Origin of the sequence: Nocardia sp. CA-120079 (assembly GCF_050955745.1) — a bacterium.
Classification (GTDB): domain Bacteria; phylum Actinomycetota; class Actinomycetes; order Mycobacteriales; family Mycobacteriaceae; genus Nocardia.
Window position 1 is genome coordinate 8382031 of record NZ_CP192088.1, and the last position, 21379, is coordinate 8403409.

The following is a 21379-nucleotide window of genomic DNA, read 5'->3' on the forward strand; positions in this document are numbered from 1 at the left end:
CATGACCACCAGGCTCGAGCACAATGTCGCCGATACCCGATTCGAGATCTATCTCGACGACACCCTCGCCGGGTACGCCGACTACGCCGAACGCGATAACACTGACCCCACCCGCCCCGTCGGCTCCGCCGACAACCATCCCCCCAAAGTCCGCGACTTCCACCACACCATGACCTTCCCGGAGTTCCGCGGCCGTGGCGTGGCCGCCCAGGTGGTCGAATACGCGCTGCAGGATTCGCGCGCACAGGGCTTCGCCATCATCCCGACCTGCTGGTACGTCGAGCAGTACATCGCCGACCACCGCGAATACGCCGATCTGGTCGCCTAACTCAGGTAGTCCGCGAGGATCGGACCGATCACCGCCAGAGCTTGCGGGCTGGTGAGTTTGTTGTGTTCGTAGCCGACTTGGTGGTCGGCAATGGTTCCGGTGACATAGGGCCGCCAGGTTTCGGCGTTGGGGATGTACCCGGGTCGGCCGTTGGTGCTGCTGAAGAAGAGCGCGTCGCCCTCGAAGACGGCCGGGTGGTAGTCGGCGCTTTCGCGGATCAACTGCTGGTAGTCGAGGTAGAGGTGCTCGAGATCGGTGGGGGTCAGGGCCGCGAAGGTGCCGCCCGCGGCGCGCAGGAGTTCGGCGGCGCGGTCGGCGAGCGCCGCATCCCCGTCGAAGTTGTCGAGCAGCGCGGGATCGATGCCGCCGAATTCGGCGAGCAACGCCTCCGGAGGCGGCATCTCGACGGCGCTTTCGGGTTCGACATCGGCGCGGCCGTCGATGAGGACCAGGGTCGGCACTTGGGCGCCGCGGCGTTGGAGTTCGACGGCGACCGCATGGGCGAGCGGGCCGCCCGCGGAGTAGCCCAGCAGTCGGTAGGGCCCCGCGGGCTGGGTCAGCAGAATATGGTCGGCGTAGCGGGCGGCGCGTTCGGTGAGGGTGCTCTCCGGTTGGTCGCCGTCGGCCACAGCCGGTGACTGCAGGCCGTAGATCGGGTGATCACCGTCGAGGTATTGCACCAAACCGGCGTAGCACCAGGCCAATCCGATTGCGGGATGGATGCAGAACAGTCCGGGACCAGTGCCGCTCGGGCGCAGGGCCAGGACAGTGCGCAAGGCCGGATCGACGCCTGGTCGGTCACCCTCGATGATGCGTTGTGCCAGGACAGCGGGGGTCGGTTCGCCGAACATCCACTGGACCGGCATATCGAAGCCGCCGCGTTCGCGGATTTCGGCGACCAGTCGAATGGCGACCATGGAGGTGCCGCCGAGTTCGAAGAAGTTGTCGTCCAAGCCGATTCGATCCGCGCCGAGCACCGCTTCGAAGGCATCGACGACGAGACGTTCGGTGCTGGTGACCGGCGGACGGTATGGCAAATCCCTGCGCCGCAGGGTCGTTGGCGGTGGCTGGTGCACGACCGTGCCCGGCGGGGCGGTGACATCGAGGTCGCCGATGACGATGGCCGGGTCCGCGGTGACCTCTTCGAGCACCTGAACGAATCGCTGTGCCAAGGTTTCCGCGGTCGTCTGTTCGAAGAGATCGCGGGCGAAGGTCAGGGTTCCGGTGATACCGGCGGGCGCGCGGTCGGCGTCGAATTCCTCGGCCAGCATCCATTCCAGATCGTATTTTGCGCCGACCGCCGCGCGCGACAACGGTGTGATCACCAGGCCGGGTAGCTGAATCGGTTCGCGATCGAAGTTCTGGAACACCAGAATCACTTGGAACAGTGGCGAATGCGCGGTCGATCTGGCCGGTGCGAGTGCCTCGACCAGCCGCTCGAACGGCAGATCGGCATTGCCGAAGGCGTCCAGATCGGCGTCTTTGGTGGTGGCGAGGATGTTTTCGAAGGTCGCGTCGTGCTCGATCCGGGTGCGTAGGACCAGGGTATTGACGAACATCCCGACGAGATCGTCGAGTTCGCCGTCGCCACGGCCCGCGGTGACCGAACCGATCGCCACATCCGTCGTACCGGAGAGCCTGGCGAGCAGGACCGCGAGCGCGGCGTGCGCCACCATGAAGACACTCACGCCGTGCCAGCGCGCGATCTCCCGAATCCTTTGCTGCACAGTGATTCCGATTTCGAATTCGACCAGGCCCGCGCGATGCGTAGCCACCGTCGGCCGTGGATGATCGGTGGGCAGCGCCGATGCCTCCGGCAGTCCGTCCAGTGCACCGCGCCAGTACTCCAGCTGACTGTGTGCCGCGCTGTCGGGATCGTCATCGGCGCCGAGCAATTCGCGCTGCCACAGCGCGTAATCGGCGTACTGCAACGGCAAGGGCGCGAACGGCGGTGCGGTACCGGCCCGGCGGGCCGCGTACGCCAGCAGCACGTCACGTGTCAGCGGCGCCGATGACCAGCCGTCCGCGGCGATGTGGTGCATGACAACGATGAGCACCCAGCGCTCGGGCTCGAGCCGCAGCAGCCACACGCGCAGCGGAAGTTCTCGGGTCAGATCGAAGCCGTGCCCACCGGCGCGGACGGCGAACTCGGCCGCTGTCGCCGCTCCGATTTCCGAGACAACCACTGGGACAACGGCTTCCGCTGCCGGTAGCACTTTCTGGTACGGATCGCCCGCGGCATCCACCGGATAGACGGTGCGCAGTGATTCGTGCCGAGCGACCAGATCCGCAACGGCAGCGCGCAGCAACTCCGGATCGAGGTCGCCGCGAACCTCGACCGCGATGGGCACATTGTGCGCGGGTGAGGCCGGGTCGTAGCGGTTGAGGAACCACATGCGCTGTTGGGCCGCCGAGAGCGGGATGTGGCTCGGTCGCTCCCGCGGTCCTGGGCGGGGCCCGGGTGGGGCGGCCGCGGTCCGGATCGCCTCGGCGAGGTCGGCCACGGTGGGCGCATCGAAAACACTGCGCACCGGGATTCGGGTATCGAGTGCCGCACCGAGCCGAGCGACGATGCGGGTGGCGATCAGCGAATTGCCGCCGAGGGCGAAGAAGTTGTCGTCGAGTCCGACGCGGGTGACACCGAGCAGTTCGCCGAAGGTTTCGGCGATCACTCGTTCGGTGGGCGTCTCCGGGGCGCGATATCGGCCGCCGCGCAGATCGGGCGCGGGGAGTGCCTTGCGGTCCAGCTTGCCGTTGGCGGTTCGTGGCAGTTCGGTGAGCGCGATAATGACCGAGGGGACCATATAAGACGGAAGTCGCTGTGCCAGAGCGCTCTCGAGCAGATCAGGTGCGAATTCGGCACCGGGTACCACGTAGGCGACGAGCACTTCACCGACGACGGCATCGGTGTGCACGCTCACCGCCGCCTGATCCACGGCCGGGTCGGCGAGCAGCGCCGATTCGATTTCCCCGAGTTCGATGCGCAGGCCGCGCAGCTTGATCTGCAGGTCCGAGCGGCCCAGGTATTCGAGGTCGCGGCCGCGCCAGCGCACCAGGTCACCGGTTCGGTACATGCGTTCACCCGGTCGGCCGTACAGGTCGGCGACGAAGCGCGAGGCAGTCTGGCCGCCGCGGCCGTGATACCCGCGGGCCAGTGCGATGCCCGCCAGATACAGCTCACCGGCGACGCCTTCGGGAACCGGATGCAGCCGATCGTCGAGCACGACTGCGGACATGCCCGCGATGGGGCCGCCGATGGTGACCTCGTCGCCCACTCGCAGCGGGTTGCTCTCCGTTGCCCAGATCGTGGTTTCGGTCGGGCCGTAGTCGTTGAAATGCAGGCGATCCGGCGCGGACCAGCGGGCGACCAATTCGGGCGGACAGGGTTCACCCCCGGTGATGATGACGCGCACTGCGTCGCATCCGGCCGGATCGACCGAGGCGAGGGCCGAAGGTGTGAGGGCGATATGCGAAACCTGTTCTCGTATCAGCAGTTCCGCGAGTTCCGGGCCGCCGAATGCGGTCGGGCCCGCGATGACCAGTGTCGCCGCCGGACCCACTGCGATCAGGAGTTCGAGTACCGCGGCGTCGAAACTCGGTGAGGTCACGTGCAGGACGCGGGAGGTGCTGGTGGTCGCGTCGCGTTTCTGTTGTGCTGCCGCGAGGTTGGCGAGTCCGGTGTGGGTGACGACGACGCCCTTGGGTCTGCCGGTCGATCCGGAGGTGAACAGGACGTAGGCGGGGTTTTCGGGCCGCACGTTCGGCAGCTCGATCGGTGCACCGGCTGTGGTATCGAGTGATTCGATGACCTCCGGGTCATCGAGGGCGAACCACCGCATCGAATCCGGCAGACTCGGCTCGATCGAACTCCGGGTGATGCCGAGCTCGGCAACCGAGTCCGCGATGATCTGTTGGATCCGCTCGACCGGGTTGCCGGGATCGATCGGGACGAAGGCCGCTCCGGTCTTCGCCACCGCCCACACGGCGAGCACCGACTCGAGCGAGCGGCGCAGGGCCACCGCGACCAGCGCCTCGGGACGCGCACCCGCGCGGATCAATAAGCGAGCCAGTCGATTCGAGCGATCGTCGAGTTCGGCATAGGTCAGCGTCGCCGCGCCGTCCACCACCGCTATGCCGCCCGGGTTCGCGGCGACCGCTGCGGTGAGCAGCTCTGCCAGCACGCGCGGCGCCCGCTCGATCCGCGTCCGCCGGGACAGCAGATCGCGGCGATCGGCAGGCGCGAGCAATTCGATATCGCCAACGGGTACTTCGGGATTCGCCGCTACCGCGCGCAGCAAACGCAGCCAGCGCTCGGCCATGTGCGCGACGGTTGCGCGGTCGAACAGGTCGGTGGCGTATGCGATCCGGACCGATAGGCCGGACGAGTCGGTCTCCGCCACCGTGACGCTCAGATCGAAACGGATACTCGGCTGGTCGAGATCCAGCGCTTCGGCGCGCAGGTCCGGCAGCGCGAGTTCGACCGGGGCGGGACTCTGCATCACCAGCATTGTCTGGATCAAGGGGTGCCGGGAGGCCGAGCGGGTGGGTTCGAGCAGATCGACGAGCCGCTCGAAGGGCACGTCGGCGTGGGCGAGTGCGTCGAGGTCGGTGCGTCGAACCCGTCCGAGTAGCTCGCAGAACGGTTCCGCGGCACGAATTTCGGTGCGCAGCACCAGGGTATTGACGAACATCCCGACCACATCGTCGAGCTCGGCGACACCACGGCCCGCCACGGGGGTGCCGATGGCGATATCGGTGGTGCCGCTCAGTCGGGCGAACAGCACCGCGAGTGCACTGTGCAGCACCTGGAATCGTGTGCATCGGTTCGCGGTGGCGAGTTCGTCGAGGCGCGCGGTGAGTGCGGCATCGAATTCGCGGTAGACCGTGTTCGCCCGCAGTGATGCAGTCGGCGGGCGGGGGCGGTCGACGGGCAGTGCGAGTTGATCGGGCAATCCGGCGAGTGTGTCTTTCCAGTACTGAATCTGCTGTGTCAGTGACGATTCCGAATCGAGCTCGGAGCCCAGGCGCTCGTGCTGCCACAGGGTGTAGTCGGCGTACTGCACCGGAAGCGGGACCCAGTCGGGTGCGGCGCCTGCCAGCCGGGCCGTGTAGGCAGTCATCACATCGCGGGCAAGTGGGCCCATCGAGAAGCCGTCGGTGCTGATGTGGTGGATCACCAGCACCAGTACGTGTGTGTTTTCGGCGAGCCGGAACACGCTCAGCCGCAGTGGCACCGCGGTGGTCACGTCGAATCCCGCACCGACACAGTCCATGATCGCGCCTGGCAGTTTCGCATCGGTAATAGTGATCGGATCGATTTCCGGGACAACAGCATCCGTTGGCAAAACCATCTGGTATCCGACACCGTCACGGGCCGGATAAACCGTGCGCAGCGATTCGTGCCGCTCGAGCACATCGCGCACGGCCGCCTCCAGAGCTGCCGTATCCAGCCTTCCGATGAGCCGCAGCACGATCGGCACGTTGTAAGCGCCGGAATCGGGATCGTATTGGTTGATGAACCACATCCGCTGCTGCGCGGGTGAAAGCGGAATTCGTGCCGGCCGTGGTCCCCGCCGAGGACCGGTGCGATCCATCGCGGCCGTGGTGTTCAGTCGCGCGGCGAGCGCGCGGACAGTCGGCGCTTCGAAGATCAGGCGGACGGGCACCGAAATCGCGAGGGCCGAACCGAGCCGTGCGGCGACTCGAATCGCCGAGAGCGAATCACCGCCGAGTGCGAAGAAGTCGTCGGCCGCACCGACCTTTTCACGGTCGAGCACCGTACCGAAGACATCGGCGACCAGGCGCTCCCGTCCGACCGGTTCGACGTATTCGGCCACCACTAGTTCGGGTTCGGGCAGTGCGCGCCGATCGACCTTGCCGTTTCCGGTCAGCGGCAGCTCGGTCAGTACGGTGATCGCCGCGGGCACAAGATGTCTCGGCAGGCGCTGGGACAGGTAGTTTCGCAACTCGTTCGCTTTCAGGATCGCCCCCTCGGTCGGCACCACATAGCTGGCAAGCACATGAGCTCCGGCCGGCCCCTCGCGCGGTACGGTGATCGTCATCTCGACGCCGTGGCACTTGCGCAGCACTGCGTCGACTTCACCCGGTTCCACTCTGATGCCGTGCAACTTCACCTGGAAGTCATTGCGCCTCATGTACTCCAGTCCCCGCCGGGACACCCGGCGAACCAGATCGCCGGTGCGGTACATCCGCTCCCCCGGCGTTCCGAACGGGTTCGCCACGAACCGCGCCGCTGTCAGTCCCGGCTGCCCGACATAGCCACGGGCAAGTCCAGATCCCATGACATACAGCTCGCCGGTCGCACCGACCGGCACCGGACGCAACCACGAATCCAATACGGCCAGACCGGTTCCCGGCAACGGTGCTCCGAGATCGGCGGGTTCCCCCGGACGCAGTGGGCCGGAGAATGTCGCTGCCACCGAGGCTTCGGCGGGGCCATAGGAATTCAGCAGCGCCCGGCCCTCAGCGAGGCGGGCGATCAGCTCCGGCGGGCACGCCTCGCTGCCGGAGACCAGCACTCGCACGCCCGCCAATGCGCTCGCGGGCACCGTGGCCAGTACGGCGGGAGTCGAGGTCAAGTGGGTCGGATCGGATTCGGTGATAGCCGCGCACAGCTCGGCACCGGCATTCGCCTCCGGCGGCGCGATGAGCAGGGTCGCACCGGTTTCGAAGGCGGACAACCACACCAGAATGGCCGCATCGAAACTCGGATTCAGACAGTGCAATACGCGATCACCCGGCCCGGCGCCGATGGCGGCCGCGGTACCGCGCACGAGACCGCTCAGACCGGCATGGGTGACGACTACGCCCTTCGGTGTTCCGGTCGAGCCGGAGGTGTACACGATGTAGGCCGGGTGCGCCGCGAGTAGTGGCCTGCGTCGATCCACGGCTGGCAGCGGCGCCATCGTCACCTTCGGAGCGTCCAGCACCTGCCACGGCACCTCGTCGGGCAGTTGATCCCGCACCGTCGCGACAGTCACCCCGAACAACGCCCGGCAGTCGGCGGCGATATCGACGATCCGCTGCGCAGGCTGGGCCGGATCGACCGGCACAAAGGCGGCCCCGGACTTCGCGATCGCCCACACCGCGACCATCCACTCCGGCGACCGCGGCACCGCGAGCAGCACAGCCGTTTCCGGTTCCGCACCCGCCTCGATCAACACTGCGGCGAGCCGATTCGACTGCTCGTCGAGTTCTCGATAGGCCAATTCCATTGGACCACCACGGATTGCGGTCCGATCGGGTTGGCTGCCGCCTGCCAGGATCTCGGGCAGCAACCGTAGTGACTGTGGACGTGCGCGCAGCACCTCCCCGGGGTCGGCTCCGTTTACTGCCATGACCGGCTGGTTCGGATCCTCGCCGAGCCGCGCGAGAATGCGGGCCAGCCGGTCCGCCAGCGCTGCCGCCTCGGTGGCGTCGAAGTACTGGGCCGAGTAGCTCATGACCAGACGCAGATCGCTTCGGCCGTGTGCGGCCAGCGCGAGTGGATAGTGCGTCCCGTCGTAGGCACGGAATCCGCTGACTCGCAATGCCGCCCGCTCAGCCGCCGCCATGAGCGCCGCGACATCCATCGGATACGACTCGAACACGAGCGTGGTGTCGAAGAGTGGCCCGATACCGGCCGCCGCCTGAATATCGGTCAGTCCTGAAGTGTGATGCTCGAGCAAGCGCGCCTGCTCACGATGTACGCGCCCGAGCAGGTCCGCCACCGACTCGGCCGGTTCGAGGGTGATCCGCACCGGAACGGTGTTCACCAGCATGCCGACAATGCGTTCGGCACCGGGCAATTCGGGTGGACGGCCCGATACGATGGAGCCGAATACGATGTCGTGCTCCCCCGTCAGCTCCGCCAACAGCAAAGCCCACGCGACCTGCACAATCGTATTGAGGGTGACACCGCGCTCAGCGGTAATCCGCTGGAGTGCGGCTGCATTCGGTTGCCCCAACGGGATATCCATGGTCCGAACAGGTTTCGCCCCTCGTTCGTCCGCCGACCGGCTCGCGCTGCCGTCGGCCACAGCCGGAGCCCGACCGGCGGTCACCAAGGTCGGACCTGGTAGATCGGCCAACGCGGCCGACCATGCGGCTCGGGCGGCGGTGTGGTCTCGGTCCGCCAACCACTCCAGGTAATGCCGATACGAGACAGCTGGGGCCAATCCCGCACTGTCACCGTCGGTTTCGTACAACACGAGCAGCTCGCCGAAGAGCAGCGGCATGGACCAGCCGTCGAGGATCAGGTGATGGTTCGTGATCACCAACCGGACATCGCGCTCGCCGCAACGCACGCAGCGAAAGCGCAGCAGCGGTGGCCGATCGCAGGCAAAGGGAGTCGCGAGTTCCGCCTCGGCGATGCGGTCGCATTCCGTCGCATCCGCTTCGATGTAGCTCCACGGCACGGTTACCTGCTCGAGCACCAGCTGAACCGTCGCATCATCGCCGGGCAGGAAGGCCGTGCGCAGCACCTGGTGTCGCTCGACGAGCGCGCAGGCGGCCCGCTCCAGCCGTGCGACATCCACCTCGCCGTCGAATTGGATTACCGCCTGTACCGAGTACCCGTCGGCGCGTCCGGCGGCCAGCTGGGTGTGGAACAGCAGACCTTGCTGCAGTGGCGCGAGCGGCCAGACATCCTCGAATGCCGGATACCGCGACTCCCATTCGTCGATCTGCTGTTGCGTCGCTGATACCAGCGGCAGATCCGACGGAGTGAAACCACCCGCATCCGGTGCCCGCAGCGGTTCGGCAAGCGATGTGAGTTCCGATGTCCACTGCTGCGCAATATCTTCCAGATCCGATGCCGAGCACCTGGAATGCCAGACCGCCTGTAGGACAGGGCCTTCAGCGGTATCCAGTGTCAAGGCATCGATCGCGATATCCCCGGCCGCAGGCAAGACCGGCCCCCCTCCCAATGACGTGACAACCGAATCCGGCAGCCACGGTTCACCCGCATCGACAGCCGGCACCCGGCCGAGATAGTTGAGCCCGATTCGCGGGCGCACGGCCGACAGCCGTTCGCGCCCAATCGGATTCAGATACCGCAACAGCCCGAACGCGGACCCGCCCCGCGGCACCGCCCGCACTTGTTCCTTCACGGCCTTCAACGCCGTCAACGGATCGGCCGACCCGACATCCAAACGCACCGGGAACTGACTGGTGAACCACCCGACCGTCCGGGAAAGGTCCGCCCCCGGCACCAATCCCTCATCCCGCCCATGCCGCTCGATGCTCACCAGCACTGGGCTTCGGTCCCCCCGCCGCCGCGTAACCGCGCACGCCAAGGCACTCAACAGCGCATCCTCCACCCCACACCGCAACGCCACCGGCAACCGCTCGAGCAGCGTCTTCGTCACCTCGACAGGCAGCCGAACCTCGATCCGCTCACGGACTCGCCGCGTTTCGTCGGCAAGGCTCTCCGGCCCCGTGTCGAGGACATCCGGCACGTCAACGGCAATGTCACCGCGTCCCGTCGGCACCTCGATCGCATCGCCGTGATCACCGTGGCCGCCACGCTCTCCCGGCGAGGGCGCGGCCGCACGTCGACGCACCAACGGCGGATCCGGCGTGGCGAGGACCTCGGACCAGTAATCCAGCTCCTCGACCACCGAATCATCGGCGGCGGCCACGGCCAAAGCGTGTGCCCACGTTCGCATGGACGTGCCGACCGGCGGCAGTACCGGCTCGTCTCCCGCCGCGATCCGCGTCCATGCGGTGATCAAGTCGGCGAGCACGATCCGCCAGGACACCGCGTCGATGACCAGGTGATGCGCCACGATGACGAGGTGACCGGCCCGCATCGGCCCGGCATCGAGCCACACCATGGCCAGCATTCGGCCGCATTCCGGATCGAGGCGATTCGTCGCATCCGCGACAGTCCGAGCGGACGCGTCCGACGAAGTCTCGGAATCGACGGCCAGCAGCGCGTCCGCGTCGACCGCCCCGACCGGGCGCACCTCGAGTTCCCCGTCCACCAAGGCCGCGCGCAAGATGTCGTGCCCATCAAGAACGGCCTGTATGGTGCGCACCAACGGGTTTCGCTCGATGCCGACAGGCAGGGTGAGGACCATCGACTGCGCGAAGCTGCGCGCGTCGGTCGACTGTTCGAGCAGCCAGGAAACAATGGGCGTGCGGGGGATCCGGCCGATGCCCGCACCCGGCAATTCATGCAATATCGGGCGACCGGTGGGTTCCGTGACGAATCGGGCCAGGTCGGCAGGTGTCGGATGCTCGAAAACAGCACGGGCCGCGAAGATCAGCCCGTCGGCGCGGGCCCTGGATACCAGCTGAATAGCCATGATCGAATCGCCGCCGAGTGCGAAGAAGGACGATTCCGCGTCAACGCTCTGCGTGCCGAGGATCTCCGCGAATATCGCGCACAGCGCGCGTTCGGTCTCCGTACCCGCCGCGAACACCGGTTCGGTCGCCATAGGCTCGGGATCGGGCAGGGCGCGACGATCGATCTTGCCGTTGCCGGTCAACGGCAGCGCGTCGAGCACGGTAATCGATCCGGGTACCAGATGTCCGGGAAGCCGGTGGGCACAGAAGTCACGGATATCCGAAACATCCAGGTGCACATGCGGTTCCCTGTGATCGACCGGAACCACATACGACGCCAACATCGATCCACCCGCAGCAGTGCGCCGCAGTACCGTCACGGCGATCTCGACACCTGGATGCAGGTCTAGCACGGCATCGATTTCACCCGGCTCGACCCGCATTCCGTGCAACTTGACCTGGAAATCCGTGCGGCCCAGATATTCCAGTACCGGATCCGACGCCCCATCGTGCTCCGCATCGCTCGGATGCTCCATCCGCCAGCGAACCAGATCACCGGTCCGATACATCCGAGATCCGCTCGGCCCGATGGGGTTCGCCACGAAACGTTCGGCGGTTACGCCCATTCGTCCCGCGTAGCCCCTGGCAAGCCCGGACCCGACGATGTACAGCTCCCCCGCAACCCCGATCGGTACCGGCCGCAACCAGCGATCCAGCACCAACAGCCCGACCCCCGGCACCGGACGCCCCAACCCCGACGGCCGAGCCGGCGTCAACCGATCCGTGAAGGTGACCGCGACCGTAGTCTCGGTCGGCCCATAAGAATTCAGCAATGTCCGCCCGGATCCGAACCGTGCCACCAGCTCCGGCGGACACCTCTCGCCACCGGAAGACACCGCATGCACCCCGTCCAACGCATCGGTGGGCAGCGTCGCCAGAACCGCGGGCGTCGAAAACAATTGCGTCACTCCGAAGTCCTGGATCACCCGTGCCAATTCACTCCCGGCCGCCTGATCCCCCTCCGCGACAACCAATGTCGCGCCCGCCGAGAACGCCAGCAGCAACTCCAGTAGCGAGGCATCGAAACTCGGGTTCAAACAGTGCAATACCCGCGCCCACGGCCCCGAATAGAACGAATAACGCTCTGCCGCAACCAGTCCCGCCAAGCCGGCATGCGTAACCACAACCCCTTTCGGCACACCGGTCGAACCCGAAGTGAATACGACATAGGCCGCGTGCTCCGGCCGTACGATCCCACGCAGGTCCGAGTCCACTGCCGCATCGGCATCGGCATCGGCATCGGCATCGGCATCGGCATCGGCATCGGCATCGGCATCGGCATCGGCATCGAGCACAATCCACGTCACATCACTGGGCAGTCCCGGAACCAGCTCCGAAACTGTAATCCCCAGCTGTGCGCCACATTCCGCCGCCATCCGCGCCGCCCGCTGGCTCGGATTGCCGCCCCCGATCGGCACGAACGCCGCGCCCGATCGAGCCACACCCCAGAACGCCAGCACCGATTCGATCGATCGAGGCAACGCGCTCAATACCGGAATATCCGGTCCCGCACCGAGCCCGATCAGCTTGCGCGCCAGAGAATTCGAGAGTCGATCCAGTTCCGCATACGACAACGTCCGGTCACCACATAGCACCGCGGGTGCGTCGGCCTCCGCGGCACGCAACCCCGCCTCCAGCACCTCGGGCAATAACCGCACCGCCGAAACCTTCGGCCCGTGTACCCCACGAAGCAGATGCCGCTCATCGTCGAGGAAGTATTCGAGCTCCCGGACCGGCGTATCCGGCTCCGCGGCGAGCATAGACTCGAACAGTCCGATGAATCGATAATGGTGCCGGGCAAGGGAATCCGCGTCGTACAACTGCGGATTGGCGGTGAAGTCGACGTGGATCGGACTGTTCGCGCCGTGCTGATACAGGTTGACGAACAGGTCCTCGATCGGCCCCGACGTCAGTACATGCAGTGCGGTTCGGACACCGGTGAAAACGACTTCCGTCGGGAACAGCATGATGTTGAATACCGGCCCGACGACACCCCGCCCAGGTACCGCGGCATCGGACTCGTCCGCACCGTGCCGGATTTCCTCGTGCCGGTACCGCTGGTGCCGCAGTGCACCGGACACCTCGAGCCGCACCGCCGCGACGATATCGGCGACCGTACTGTCCGCGGTGACCTCGATCCGCAACGGCACCACATTGGCCAGCATGCCGCCCGAACGCCGCAGCATCGCAGTGGTCCGCCCGGACACCGGCAGGCTCAGCACCACCTCCCGCTCACCGGTCATCCGCGCGTAATACAGCGCGAGCGCCGCGAGCGCCAATCCCGCCGAACCCACACCGAAGCGCGCCGCGGCGGTTTCCATCCGCGCGATCGTCAGCTCCGAGAGCTCGATCCGATGCTGACGCCCAAGCGCATGTGTGGGTGCCGCCGCATCCACCAGACTGCACCGCTGCGGGATGTCCGCCATCCGCTCGGACCAATACGCCGCATCGGTCGCGTATCGCGTCGAGCAGCGATAGCGCATCTCGGATTCGTGCACCTCCCGCAGGCGCGCCGCCGTCGCGGGCGGCGGCTCGACACCTGCCAGCGCCGAGTTGTACAACTCGGCGACCCGATACAGCCCGGTCACCGAGCCGAAGCCGTCCACCACAATGTGATGGGCCCGCGAGTACATCAACACCCGGTCGGCACCGACCCGCAGCACCGCCGTTATGGCGAGTCGATCCCGCAGCAGATCGATCGGCGCCGCCACATCGGCGCGCATCCAACGCAGTGCCTCGGCATCCGGATCCGCCGCGGCGCGGAAGTCCAGATACCTGGCCTCGGTCTCGAGCCGATGATCGACCACTTGATACGGCCGACCATCCTTCTCGATCAACCGCAGCACGCCCGATTCGAACTCGTGCGCGGCCTGGCGACCGACCCGGATCAGCAGGTCGAGATCGAGCGGCCCGGACATCTCGATGTACTGCGCCTCGTAGAGCGGCACATCGGGATCCAGCTGCTGGGCGTACCACATCCCCAGCTGCGCGGGCGAGAGCGGAAAAACCTGAGTTTCAGCGGCAAGCGATGGCCGTGCCGATGACAGGCCGTGCGACATGAGCAACCACCCGGATCAGTTACTTCGATGCCGTCCGACGGGCACCGGTTTACCGTTGGTCCGTGCGTGCGTCGCGTCGACCGTAACCTCCTCGGGCTCGATGTGATGCGCGTCGACATCTGTGACCAATGCGCGCAGTATCGCCTCGCCGCCCTCGGTGGGCCGCATGGACAGCGGGATCCGATTCATCCCCGACCGCGGTCCGCCTACGATCTTGGTCATATCCCCACCTCGTCGTGTTTACGAAGTCGAGTATCCACCCTTTGCGGGTTTCTTTTATATGGAACGAGCCACCTGATTTATTAGTTCAACTTGCCTTCGAAATAGTGTTCGGAAAACATGTAACGCGCGCCACCGCGAGGGCGACATACTTACGAATAGAGTTCCCGGCGCGACCTCGTCGATCGAGGTTCGCAGCGTTTATTTGCGCCTTCTACCAGGCGAATCAGTATCGAACCTCAGGCACGATAGCAATGTGCTACGCGATGTATCGAATTGCTCGGGTTAAGGACACAAATAAACAACCGATCGGCTTCGAAATTATTTCACCGGACATTCCCGTCCCCGATAAGCGGGCATCCCGGAACACAAAAAGACCGGGTGTCCACACCGCTCGGTACAACGGCATAAACACCCGGCCGGAATGCGTTATCAGCCCCGCAGCAGGGCGCGCGACATGACGACGCGCTGAATCTGGTTGGTGCCCTCGTAGATCTGAGTGATCTTGGCGTCACGCATCATCCGCTCCACCGGGAAGTCGGTGGTGTAGCCGGCGCCGCCGAAGAGCTGCACGGCGTTGGTGGTGACCTCCATGGCCACATCGGAGGCGAAGCACTTGGCGGCGGCGGAGATGAAGCCGAGGTTCTTCTCGCCGCGCTCGGCGCGGGCCGCGGAGGTGTAGACCATGAGGCGGGCGGCCTCGATCTTCATCGCCATATCGGCGAGCATGAACTGGGTGTTCTGGAAGTCGGCGATCGCGGTGCCGAACTGCTTGCGGTCCTTGGTGTAGGCGATCGCGGCGTCCAGTGCGCCCTGCGCGATACCGACGGCCTGCGCACCGATGGTCGGACGGGTGTGATCGAGGGTCTGCAGCGCGGTCTTGAAGCCGGTGCCCGGCGCGCCGACAATGCGGTCACCCGGCACCCGGCAGTTCTCGAAATACAGTTCGGCGGTGGGCGATCCCTTGATGCCGAGCTTGTGCTCGAGCGGGCCGACCACGAACCCCTCGTCATCCTTGTGCACCAGGAATGCGGAGATGCCGTTGGCACCCTTCTCCGCATCGGTCACCGCCATGACGGTGTACCAGGAAGACTTGCCGCCGTTGGTGATCCAACACTTGGAGCCGTTGATGATCCAGTCGTCGCCGTCCTGCTTGGCGCGGGTGCGCATGCCTGCGGCGTCGGAGCCGGCCTCACGCTCGGACAGCGCATAGGAGGCCATCTCGCCGTTGACGATATCCGGCAGCACCTTCTGCTTGAGCTCCTCGGAGCCGTTGAGGATCAGGCCCATGGTGCCGAGCTTGTTGACCGCGGGGATCAGCGAGGACGAACCACAGACACGGGCGACCTCTTCGATCACGATGCAGGTGGCGACCGAATCCGCGCCCTGTCCGCCGTAGGCCTCGGGCACGTGCACCGCGTTGAAGCCCGCGGCGTTCAGTGCGGTGAGTGCCTCCTCCGGGAAGCGGGCGTTGCCGTCGACATCCTTGGCGTACGGAGCGATTTCCTTCTCCGCCAGTCCGCGGATGGCCGCACGCAGTTCGTCGTGGAAGTCCTCGAGCTGGAAAAGGTTGAAATCGGGGTTCCCCGCCATGGGACACACTCCTGGGTTTGTCGGTCGTGATTTTGCTGGATCAGAGTTCCAACGGTCGGCACTCAGTGCCACACTCCGATCGAGTATACGCCCAGAGAGCCGTATCAAGTGCGGTTACATCGTGGCACTGAGTGTCAGATACTGCATAGTATGACTCCGGTCACAGATTACCGAGCTGCCGCGTCACCAGATCCGCGACCTGTCGCGGCGGCATATCCCTCGGGAACACCGCGACCACCATTTCCGCCGCCCCCGATCCGCGCCCACGCGGAATCGCCGCCAACTCCTCGCGCAGATCCGTCGCACCGGCATCCGATTCGCCGCGCACCATCCGGCGCAGCAGGTAATTGTGCGTGGCCGTCACCGCGGCCGTGAACTGCACCCGTGCCAGATCCGGCACCTCCGGCAGCCGCTCACGCAGATAGTCGGTGAATAACCGCTCGTACCGGAACACGGTCACGATCTCGCGCTCGCGCAGCGCGGGCACCTTGCGCACCACCCGATACCGCCGCTCGGCGATCTCGCGCCACTGGGTGAACCGCTCGAACACCTGCACCACCGCGGCACAGACCGCCTCCCACGGATCCCCCTGCGCTGCCGCCAAGAACTCCGCCGCCCGGGCCAACTGCGACTCGTGATCTGCGAAGATCACATCCTCCTTCGACCGGAACTGCCGAAAGAACGTCCGGCGCGAAATCCCCGCCGCCTCCGCGATCTCATCCACGGTCGTCGCCTCATATCCCTGCTCGGCGAACAGCCGCAATGCCTGATCCACGACGGTCAGCCGAAACCTGGCCGCATCATCCCCGTTACGCCCCCGAACGGTTTCCTCAATCGCCACCGCATCACCGTACTGACCCCGGCTCATGCGCGATCCGCATGGCCGAAAAAGCTGTCAGCCCGCTGGCATTCATCCTCGCCCAAGCCGCTGACGGTCGCGGGGTCCCGATAGTCCCGTCGCGTGCTCGGGCGGCTCGGCTGACCAGCAGATCAGCTGTGGCCGAGGAGTTTGCCCCGGAGCGCATCGTCCTTCTCCAGGACCATGGCCTCCAGGCCGGCCTGGAACTGCTCCATCCGAGTGCGCAGGGCGGAGTCGGCGGTGGCGAGGATGCGGGCGGCGAGCAGGCCGGCATTGCGGGCGCCGCCGATGGAGACGGTGGCCACCGGGACGCCCGCAGGCATCTGGACGATGGACAGCAGGGAGTCCATGCCGTCGAGATATTTGAGCGGGACGGGGACGCCGATCACCGGGAGCGGGGTGGCGGAGGCGACCATACCGGGCAGGTGGGCGGCGCCGCCCGCGCCCGCGATGATGACCTTCAGGCCGCGACCCGCCGCCTCGCGGGCGTAGTCGAGCATGCGCTGGGGTGTGCGATGCGCCGAGACGACGCCGACCTCGAAGCGAATATCGAACTCCGCCAAGGCGATTGCGGCGGCCTCCATGGTCGGCCAGTCGGAGTCGCTGCCCATGATCAGGCCAACTTGCGCACTACTCACCGTGGGGATCCCATCCGTCGGTCCAAATCGCGTGCGACATCCAGTACGCCGCGCGCTCGGCCTGCTCGCGCACCACGGCGACATCGTCGCCGAGCACGTTGATATGCCCGATCTTGCGATCCGGGCGTTCGCCCTTGCCATAGAGGTGCACCTTCGCCTGCGGCAGTCTGGCGAAGAGATGGTGCAGCCGCTCGTCCATCGACATGGTCGGCGCCTCGGCCGCGCCGAGAATATTCGCCATCACCGTGACCGGCGCCAGCGGACTGGTGTCGCCGAGCGGATAGTCGAGCACCGCGCGCAGATGCTGTTCGAATTGGCCGGTGCACGCGCCGTCCATGCCCCAGTGTCCGGAGTTGTGCGGGCGCATGGCCAGTTCGTTGATCAGGATGGCGCCGTCGTTGGTTTCGAAGAGTTCGACGGCCATCGCACCGACCACACCGAGTTCTTCGGCCAGGTTCAGCGCGAGCGTCTCGGCCTGCGCGGCCAATTCGTCACTCAGATCCGGGGCGGGCGCGATCACCACGGCGCACTGGCCGTTGCGCTGCACCGTCTCCACCACCGGCCAGGTCGCGGCCTGACCGAACGGCGAACGCGCCACCATCGCCGACAGTTCGCGCTTCAGATCCACCTTTGCCTCGGCGAGCAGCTGCACACCGTGCGCGAGCTGATCGGAAACGATCGTCTCGGCGGCGGCCGCCGACTCCGGCATCCAGACGCCGCGGCCGTCGTAGCCGCCGCGGACTGCCTTCAGCACGATCCGCCAGCCGTGCTCGTCACCGAAACGCGCCGCATCGGGCGCCGAAGTGACGGGCACGAAGGCCGGTACAGGCAACCCGAGCTCGGACAGCTTCGTCCGCATGGCCAGCTTGTCCTGCGCGAAGACCAGCGCGTGCGGCGGCGGCTGCACATTCACGCCCTCGGCGACCAGCGCCTCCAGATGGTCGGTCGGCACATGCTCGTGATCGAAGGTGAGGGCGTGCGAGCCGACGGCAGCCTTGCGTAGCGCGCTCAGATCGGTGTGGCTGCCGAGTACGACCTCGGGGCTCACCTGTGCGGCCGGGTCATCCGGATTCTCCGCCAGCACCCGCAGCCGCTGACCGAGCGCGATAGCGGCCTGGTGCGTCATGCGCGCGAGCTGGCCACCACCGATCATGGTGACGGTGGGCATGGCGGCAGGATCGAATGAACGGCTGGCAGTCACGTCGTGCAATCTTGTCATGTCCGGGCAGCACGATCCCTACCGGTACACTCGGGCCTTGTGCCTTTCGTCGACGACGTGGTCAACGTCCTCCCCAAGCCCCTGCGGGAGATCGCTTACCGCCACCACGAACTGATCAAATTCGCCATCGTCGGCGCGACCACATTCATCATCGACTCGGGCATCTTCTATGTGCTCAAGTGGACCGTGCTGGAGACCAAGCCGGTCACCGCGAAGATCATCTCCGGTGTGATCGCGGTCATCTGCTCCTACATCCTCAACCGCGAGTGGTCGTTCAAGAACCGCGGCGGGCGCGAGAAGCACCACGAGGCGCTGCTGTTCTTCGGCGTCAGCGGCGTCGGTGTCGTGCTGAGCTTCATCCCGCTGTGGATCTCCAGCTACGTCTTCGACCTACGCCAGCCCGATGTGAGCTTCACCGTCGAGAACATCGCGGACTTCATCAGCGCCTTCATCATCGGCAACCTGCTGCAGATGGCGTTCCGCTTCTGGTCGATGCGGCGCTGGGTGTTCCCGGACGAAATCAGTGAGCTCGTCGAGGAAATCGAGGAACTGCTCGAAGAAGAGCAGCTCGGCCACAGCTAGCGCGGCTCGGGCGCCTGCGCGCCGTTGGGTGTGCGTTGTGACGCGCTCGATCCGAGGAACATCGCGAACAGCGCAGGGCGGCGGCGCTGCAATTCCAAGCGCCCACCGTCGGCTTCGATGAGTGCCCTGGCAAGGGCGAGTCCGACACCGGTCGAGCCGCCTGCGGAGAAACCGCGGTCGAAGATGTGCGGCGCGAGTTCGTCACGGACGCCGTCACCCTCGTCGGCGACCTCGACCACCACCAGGGGCTCGCGTTCGCTGACGGTGCGCACGGTGCGCACCGATACCGTGCAGGTGCCGCCGCCGTGCATCAGCGCATTGTCGACCAGCACGGCGAGTGCTTCGCGCAGCCGGGAACCGGTGATCGGGGCGCGCAGCGATTCGTCACCGATCAGCCGCAGGATCCGGCCCGCCTCGGTGAACGGATGCGACCATTCCTCGACGACGCCGCGCAGTTCGTCCATCACCGGCACCGGATCACGATCGGCGGCATCCTCGTCGCGCGAGGCCCGCACCAGATCGTCGATCGCATCGGTCAGCCGGTCGACCTGCGCCATTGCCTCCTCGGCCTCGTGCACCACGGCCGGATCGGAATGCGCGGACAACTCGTCCAGCCGCAATCGCACCGCGGTCAGGCGACTGCGCAGCTGATGCGAAACGTCCGCGACCAGCGCGTGCTCGCGCTGCAGTCGCCCGGCGATCTCGACGGTCGCCGAATCGAGCACATCGGAAACCCGGTCCAGTTCGGAAATCCCGTGCCGCCGCGGATCCGGCCGGAAGTCTCCCATGGCCAGCCGGGCGGCGCGGGCCGCCACGTCACGCAGCGGATCGGCGACCCGGCGCGCGGTGATCATGGCCACCGACACCGCCGCGCCCAGTGAGGCGAGCACCGCGAAGGCGACCACCGCGACGGCCTGGATCTGCCGCGTATGCATCGGCCCCGACGGCACCTCCAGGCGCAATGACCCCTTGGTGCCCATCGCCAGCGATTCCACCACCGGATCGTGGACCTGCTCCGCGCCGATATCGAGCCGCGACGCATTGTCCTGCGGCGCCGGATAGATGATGGTCAGCTTGCCGTCCTTGGGGATCAGCGGCCGCACCAGGCGGGTGTCGAGTTCGCCGAGCACCGCGCCGTCGCCGTGTTCCTGGGCGATGATCTCGGCGGCGATCCGCTCGAGCCGGTTCTCCAGATCGTTGCGGGTGATGTCCTCGACCCAGAGCCACGCGGTGTAGATCAGCGGGACGCCGAGCACCACCGTGGTGATGGTCAGCACGGTGAGTATCGATCGCAGAATTCTGCGTCTCATATCAGTTGCGCCGCACCATCAATCGGTGTTCAACCGGAACCCGACACCGCGCACGGTGACGATGCGTCGCTCGGCCATCGGGCCCTCGTCACCGATCTTGCGACGCAGCCAGGACATGTGCATATCCAAGGTTTTCGAACCGCGCAGCTCGGCGTCGCCCCACACCTCGCGCAGGATCGTCTCGCGCGGCACCACCTGGCCCGCCCGATCGATCAAGACCTTGAGCAGCTCGTATTCCTTGTTGGCCAAGCCGACTTCGACGCCGTTCACCAGCACCCGGCGCGCCGCAGGCTCCAGCCGGATACCGCCGACCTCGACCGCCTCGTCACCGATTCCGCTGCGCCGCAACAAAGCTCGCACCCGGGCGAGCAATTCGGCCAACCGGAACGGTTTGCCGACATAGTCATCCGCGCCCGCGTCCAACCCGACGACGAAGTCCACCTCATCGGTGCGCGCGGTGAGCATCAGCACCGCCAGATCGGCACCCCGGGCGCGCACCTGGCGGCACACCTCGAGCCCGTCCATACCCGGCAGGCCCAGATCGAGGATGAGCAGGTCATGATCGCCCTCCAGTGCGCGTTCGAGTACCGCGGGCCCGAAGCGTTCCACGGTGACCGAATAGCCCTCGCGCCCGAGCGCACGCGACAGCGGTGCGGCGATGGCCTCATCGTCTTCGGCCAGCAGTACGGCGGTCATTGGCCCAGATTATCCCGGGATCCCTCGAACACCTGCCGGTACAGCAGTGCGTGCACCTTCTGCACCTGCGGGATGTCGTCGTATTCGAGTGGTTCCTCCGAGGACGATCCGATGATCAGGGTGCCGGTGCCGAGCATCCGGTCGAACACCCCGTGCCGGAACTGCACACTCGAAATCCGGCTCATCGGGATATCGATGCCGGTGTGGGTGAGCACGCCCTGCCGGATGAGCACGCGGCGGTCGGTCACGATGAAGTGCGTCGACTGCCAGCTGATAATCCTTGCGACACAACGCCATACGATGATGCCGAGCCAGACGACCAGCACCACGATCAGCAATACCGAGCGGGTCGTGCCTTCGGTCCTGCGCCAGATCAGTCCCCCGGCGAATCCGGCCAGCGCGGTCGCGATGATGAGCGTCACGATCGGCCAGAACAGCATTTTCCAATGCGGATGACGATGGAGTATCAACTGCTCGTCCGGGGCGAGCACCTCCTCCGGATAACCCATGCCGGAACCCTACCGCG

The 21379-nt window shown here is 66.2% G+C and carries 11 protein-coding genes; 2 read left to right on the forward strand and 9 right to left on the reverse strand.

The annotated features are described in order from the left end of the window. Position 1: 1 nt before the first annotated feature. Complete coding sequence (locus ACQPYR_RS38180) at positions 2–328, forward strand: GNAT family N-acetyltransferase (protein WP_433624256.1); 327 nt, start codon at positions 2–4, stop codon at positions 326–328. Here the strand turns inward: ACQPYR_RS38180 and ACQPYR_RS38185 are convergent. The 6 genes from ACQPYR_RS38185 to ACQPYR_RS38210 form a co-directional block, all read right to left on the reverse strand. After that, the gene (locus ACQPYR_RS38185; RefSeq protein WP_433624258.1) at positions 325–13737 is read right to left on the reverse strand and encodes an amino acid adenylation domain-containing protein; all 13413 of its coding nucleotides are present in this window, start codon (positions 13735–13737) and stop codon (positions 325–327) included. The genes ACQPYR_RS38180 and ACQPYR_RS38185 overlap by 4 nt on opposite strands. A 15-nt stretch (positions 13738–13752) precedes the next feature. Next, on the reverse strand, positions 13753–13959 hold the full coding sequence (locus ACQPYR_RS38190; protein WP_433624260.1) for a hypothetical protein: 207 nt from the start codon (positions 13957–13959) through the stop codon (positions 13753–13755). Positions 13960–14388: 429 nt separating this feature from the next. Continuing rightward, positions 14389–15549, reverse strand: coding sequence for an acyl-CoA dehydrogenase (locus tag ACQPYR_RS38195; RefSeq protein ID WP_040687001.1), 1161 nt, complete (start codon positions 15547–15549; stop codon positions 14389–14391). A 160-nt stretch (positions 15550–15709) separates the two neighbouring features. After that, complete coding sequence (locus ACQPYR_RS38200; RefSeq protein WP_433624262.1) at positions 15710–16390, reverse strand: TetR family transcriptional regulator; 681 nt, start codon at positions 16388–16390, stop codon at positions 15710–15712. Positions 16391–16539: 149 nt separating this feature from the next. Next, the gene (gene purE, locus ACQPYR_RS38205) at positions 16540–17055 is read right to left on the reverse strand and encodes a 5-(carboxyamino)imidazole ribonucleotide mutase (protein ID WP_433635356.1); all 516 of its coding nucleotides are present in this window, start codon (positions 17053–17055) and stop codon (positions 16540–16542) included. Then, positions 17039–18214 carry a 5-(carboxyamino)imidazole ribonucleotide synthase gene (locus ACQPYR_RS38210; protein ID WP_433624264.1) on the reverse strand — a complete coding sequence of 392 codons (1176 nt, stop codon included), beginning with the start codon at positions 18212–18214 and terminating at the stop codon, positions 17039–17041. The genes purE and ACQPYR_RS38210 overlap by 17 nt, the downstream gene beginning before the upstream one ends. A gap of 90 nt (positions 18215–18304) precedes the next feature. Here ACQPYR_RS38210 and ACQPYR_RS38215 point away from each other — a divergent pair, with 90 nt between their 5' ends. Next, positions 18305–18847, forward strand: coding sequence for a GtrA family protein (locus ACQPYR_RS38215; protein ID WP_433599537.1), 543 nt, complete (start codon positions 18305–18307; stop codon positions 18845–18847). Here the strand turns inward: ACQPYR_RS38215 and ACQPYR_RS38220 are convergent. Genes ACQPYR_RS38220 through ACQPYR_RS38230 form a run of 3 tightly spaced genes read right to left on the reverse strand, consistent with a single transcriptional unit; the run spans position 18844 to position 21362 of the window. Next, positions 18844–20157, reverse strand: coding sequence for a sensor histidine kinase (locus tag ACQPYR_RS38220; RefSeq protein ID WP_433624266.1), 1314 nt, complete (start codon positions 20155–20157; stop codon positions 18844–18846). The genes ACQPYR_RS38215 and ACQPYR_RS38220 overlap by 4 nt on opposite strands. Positions 20158–20175: 18 nt before the next feature. After that, positions 20176–20853 (reverse strand): response regulator transcription factor, encoded by a 678-nt coding sequence (locus tag ACQPYR_RS38225; protein WP_040686995.1) that lies wholly within the window; start codon positions 20851–20853, stop codon positions 20176–20178. Further along, on the reverse strand, positions 20850–21362 hold the full coding sequence (locus ACQPYR_RS38230) for a PH domain-containing protein (RefSeq protein ID WP_433624268.1): 513 nt from the start codon (positions 21360–21362) through the stop codon (positions 20850–20852). The genes ACQPYR_RS38225 and ACQPYR_RS38230 overlap by 4 nt, the downstream gene beginning before the upstream one ends. Between the last annotated feature and the right edge of the window lie 17 nt (positions 21363–21379).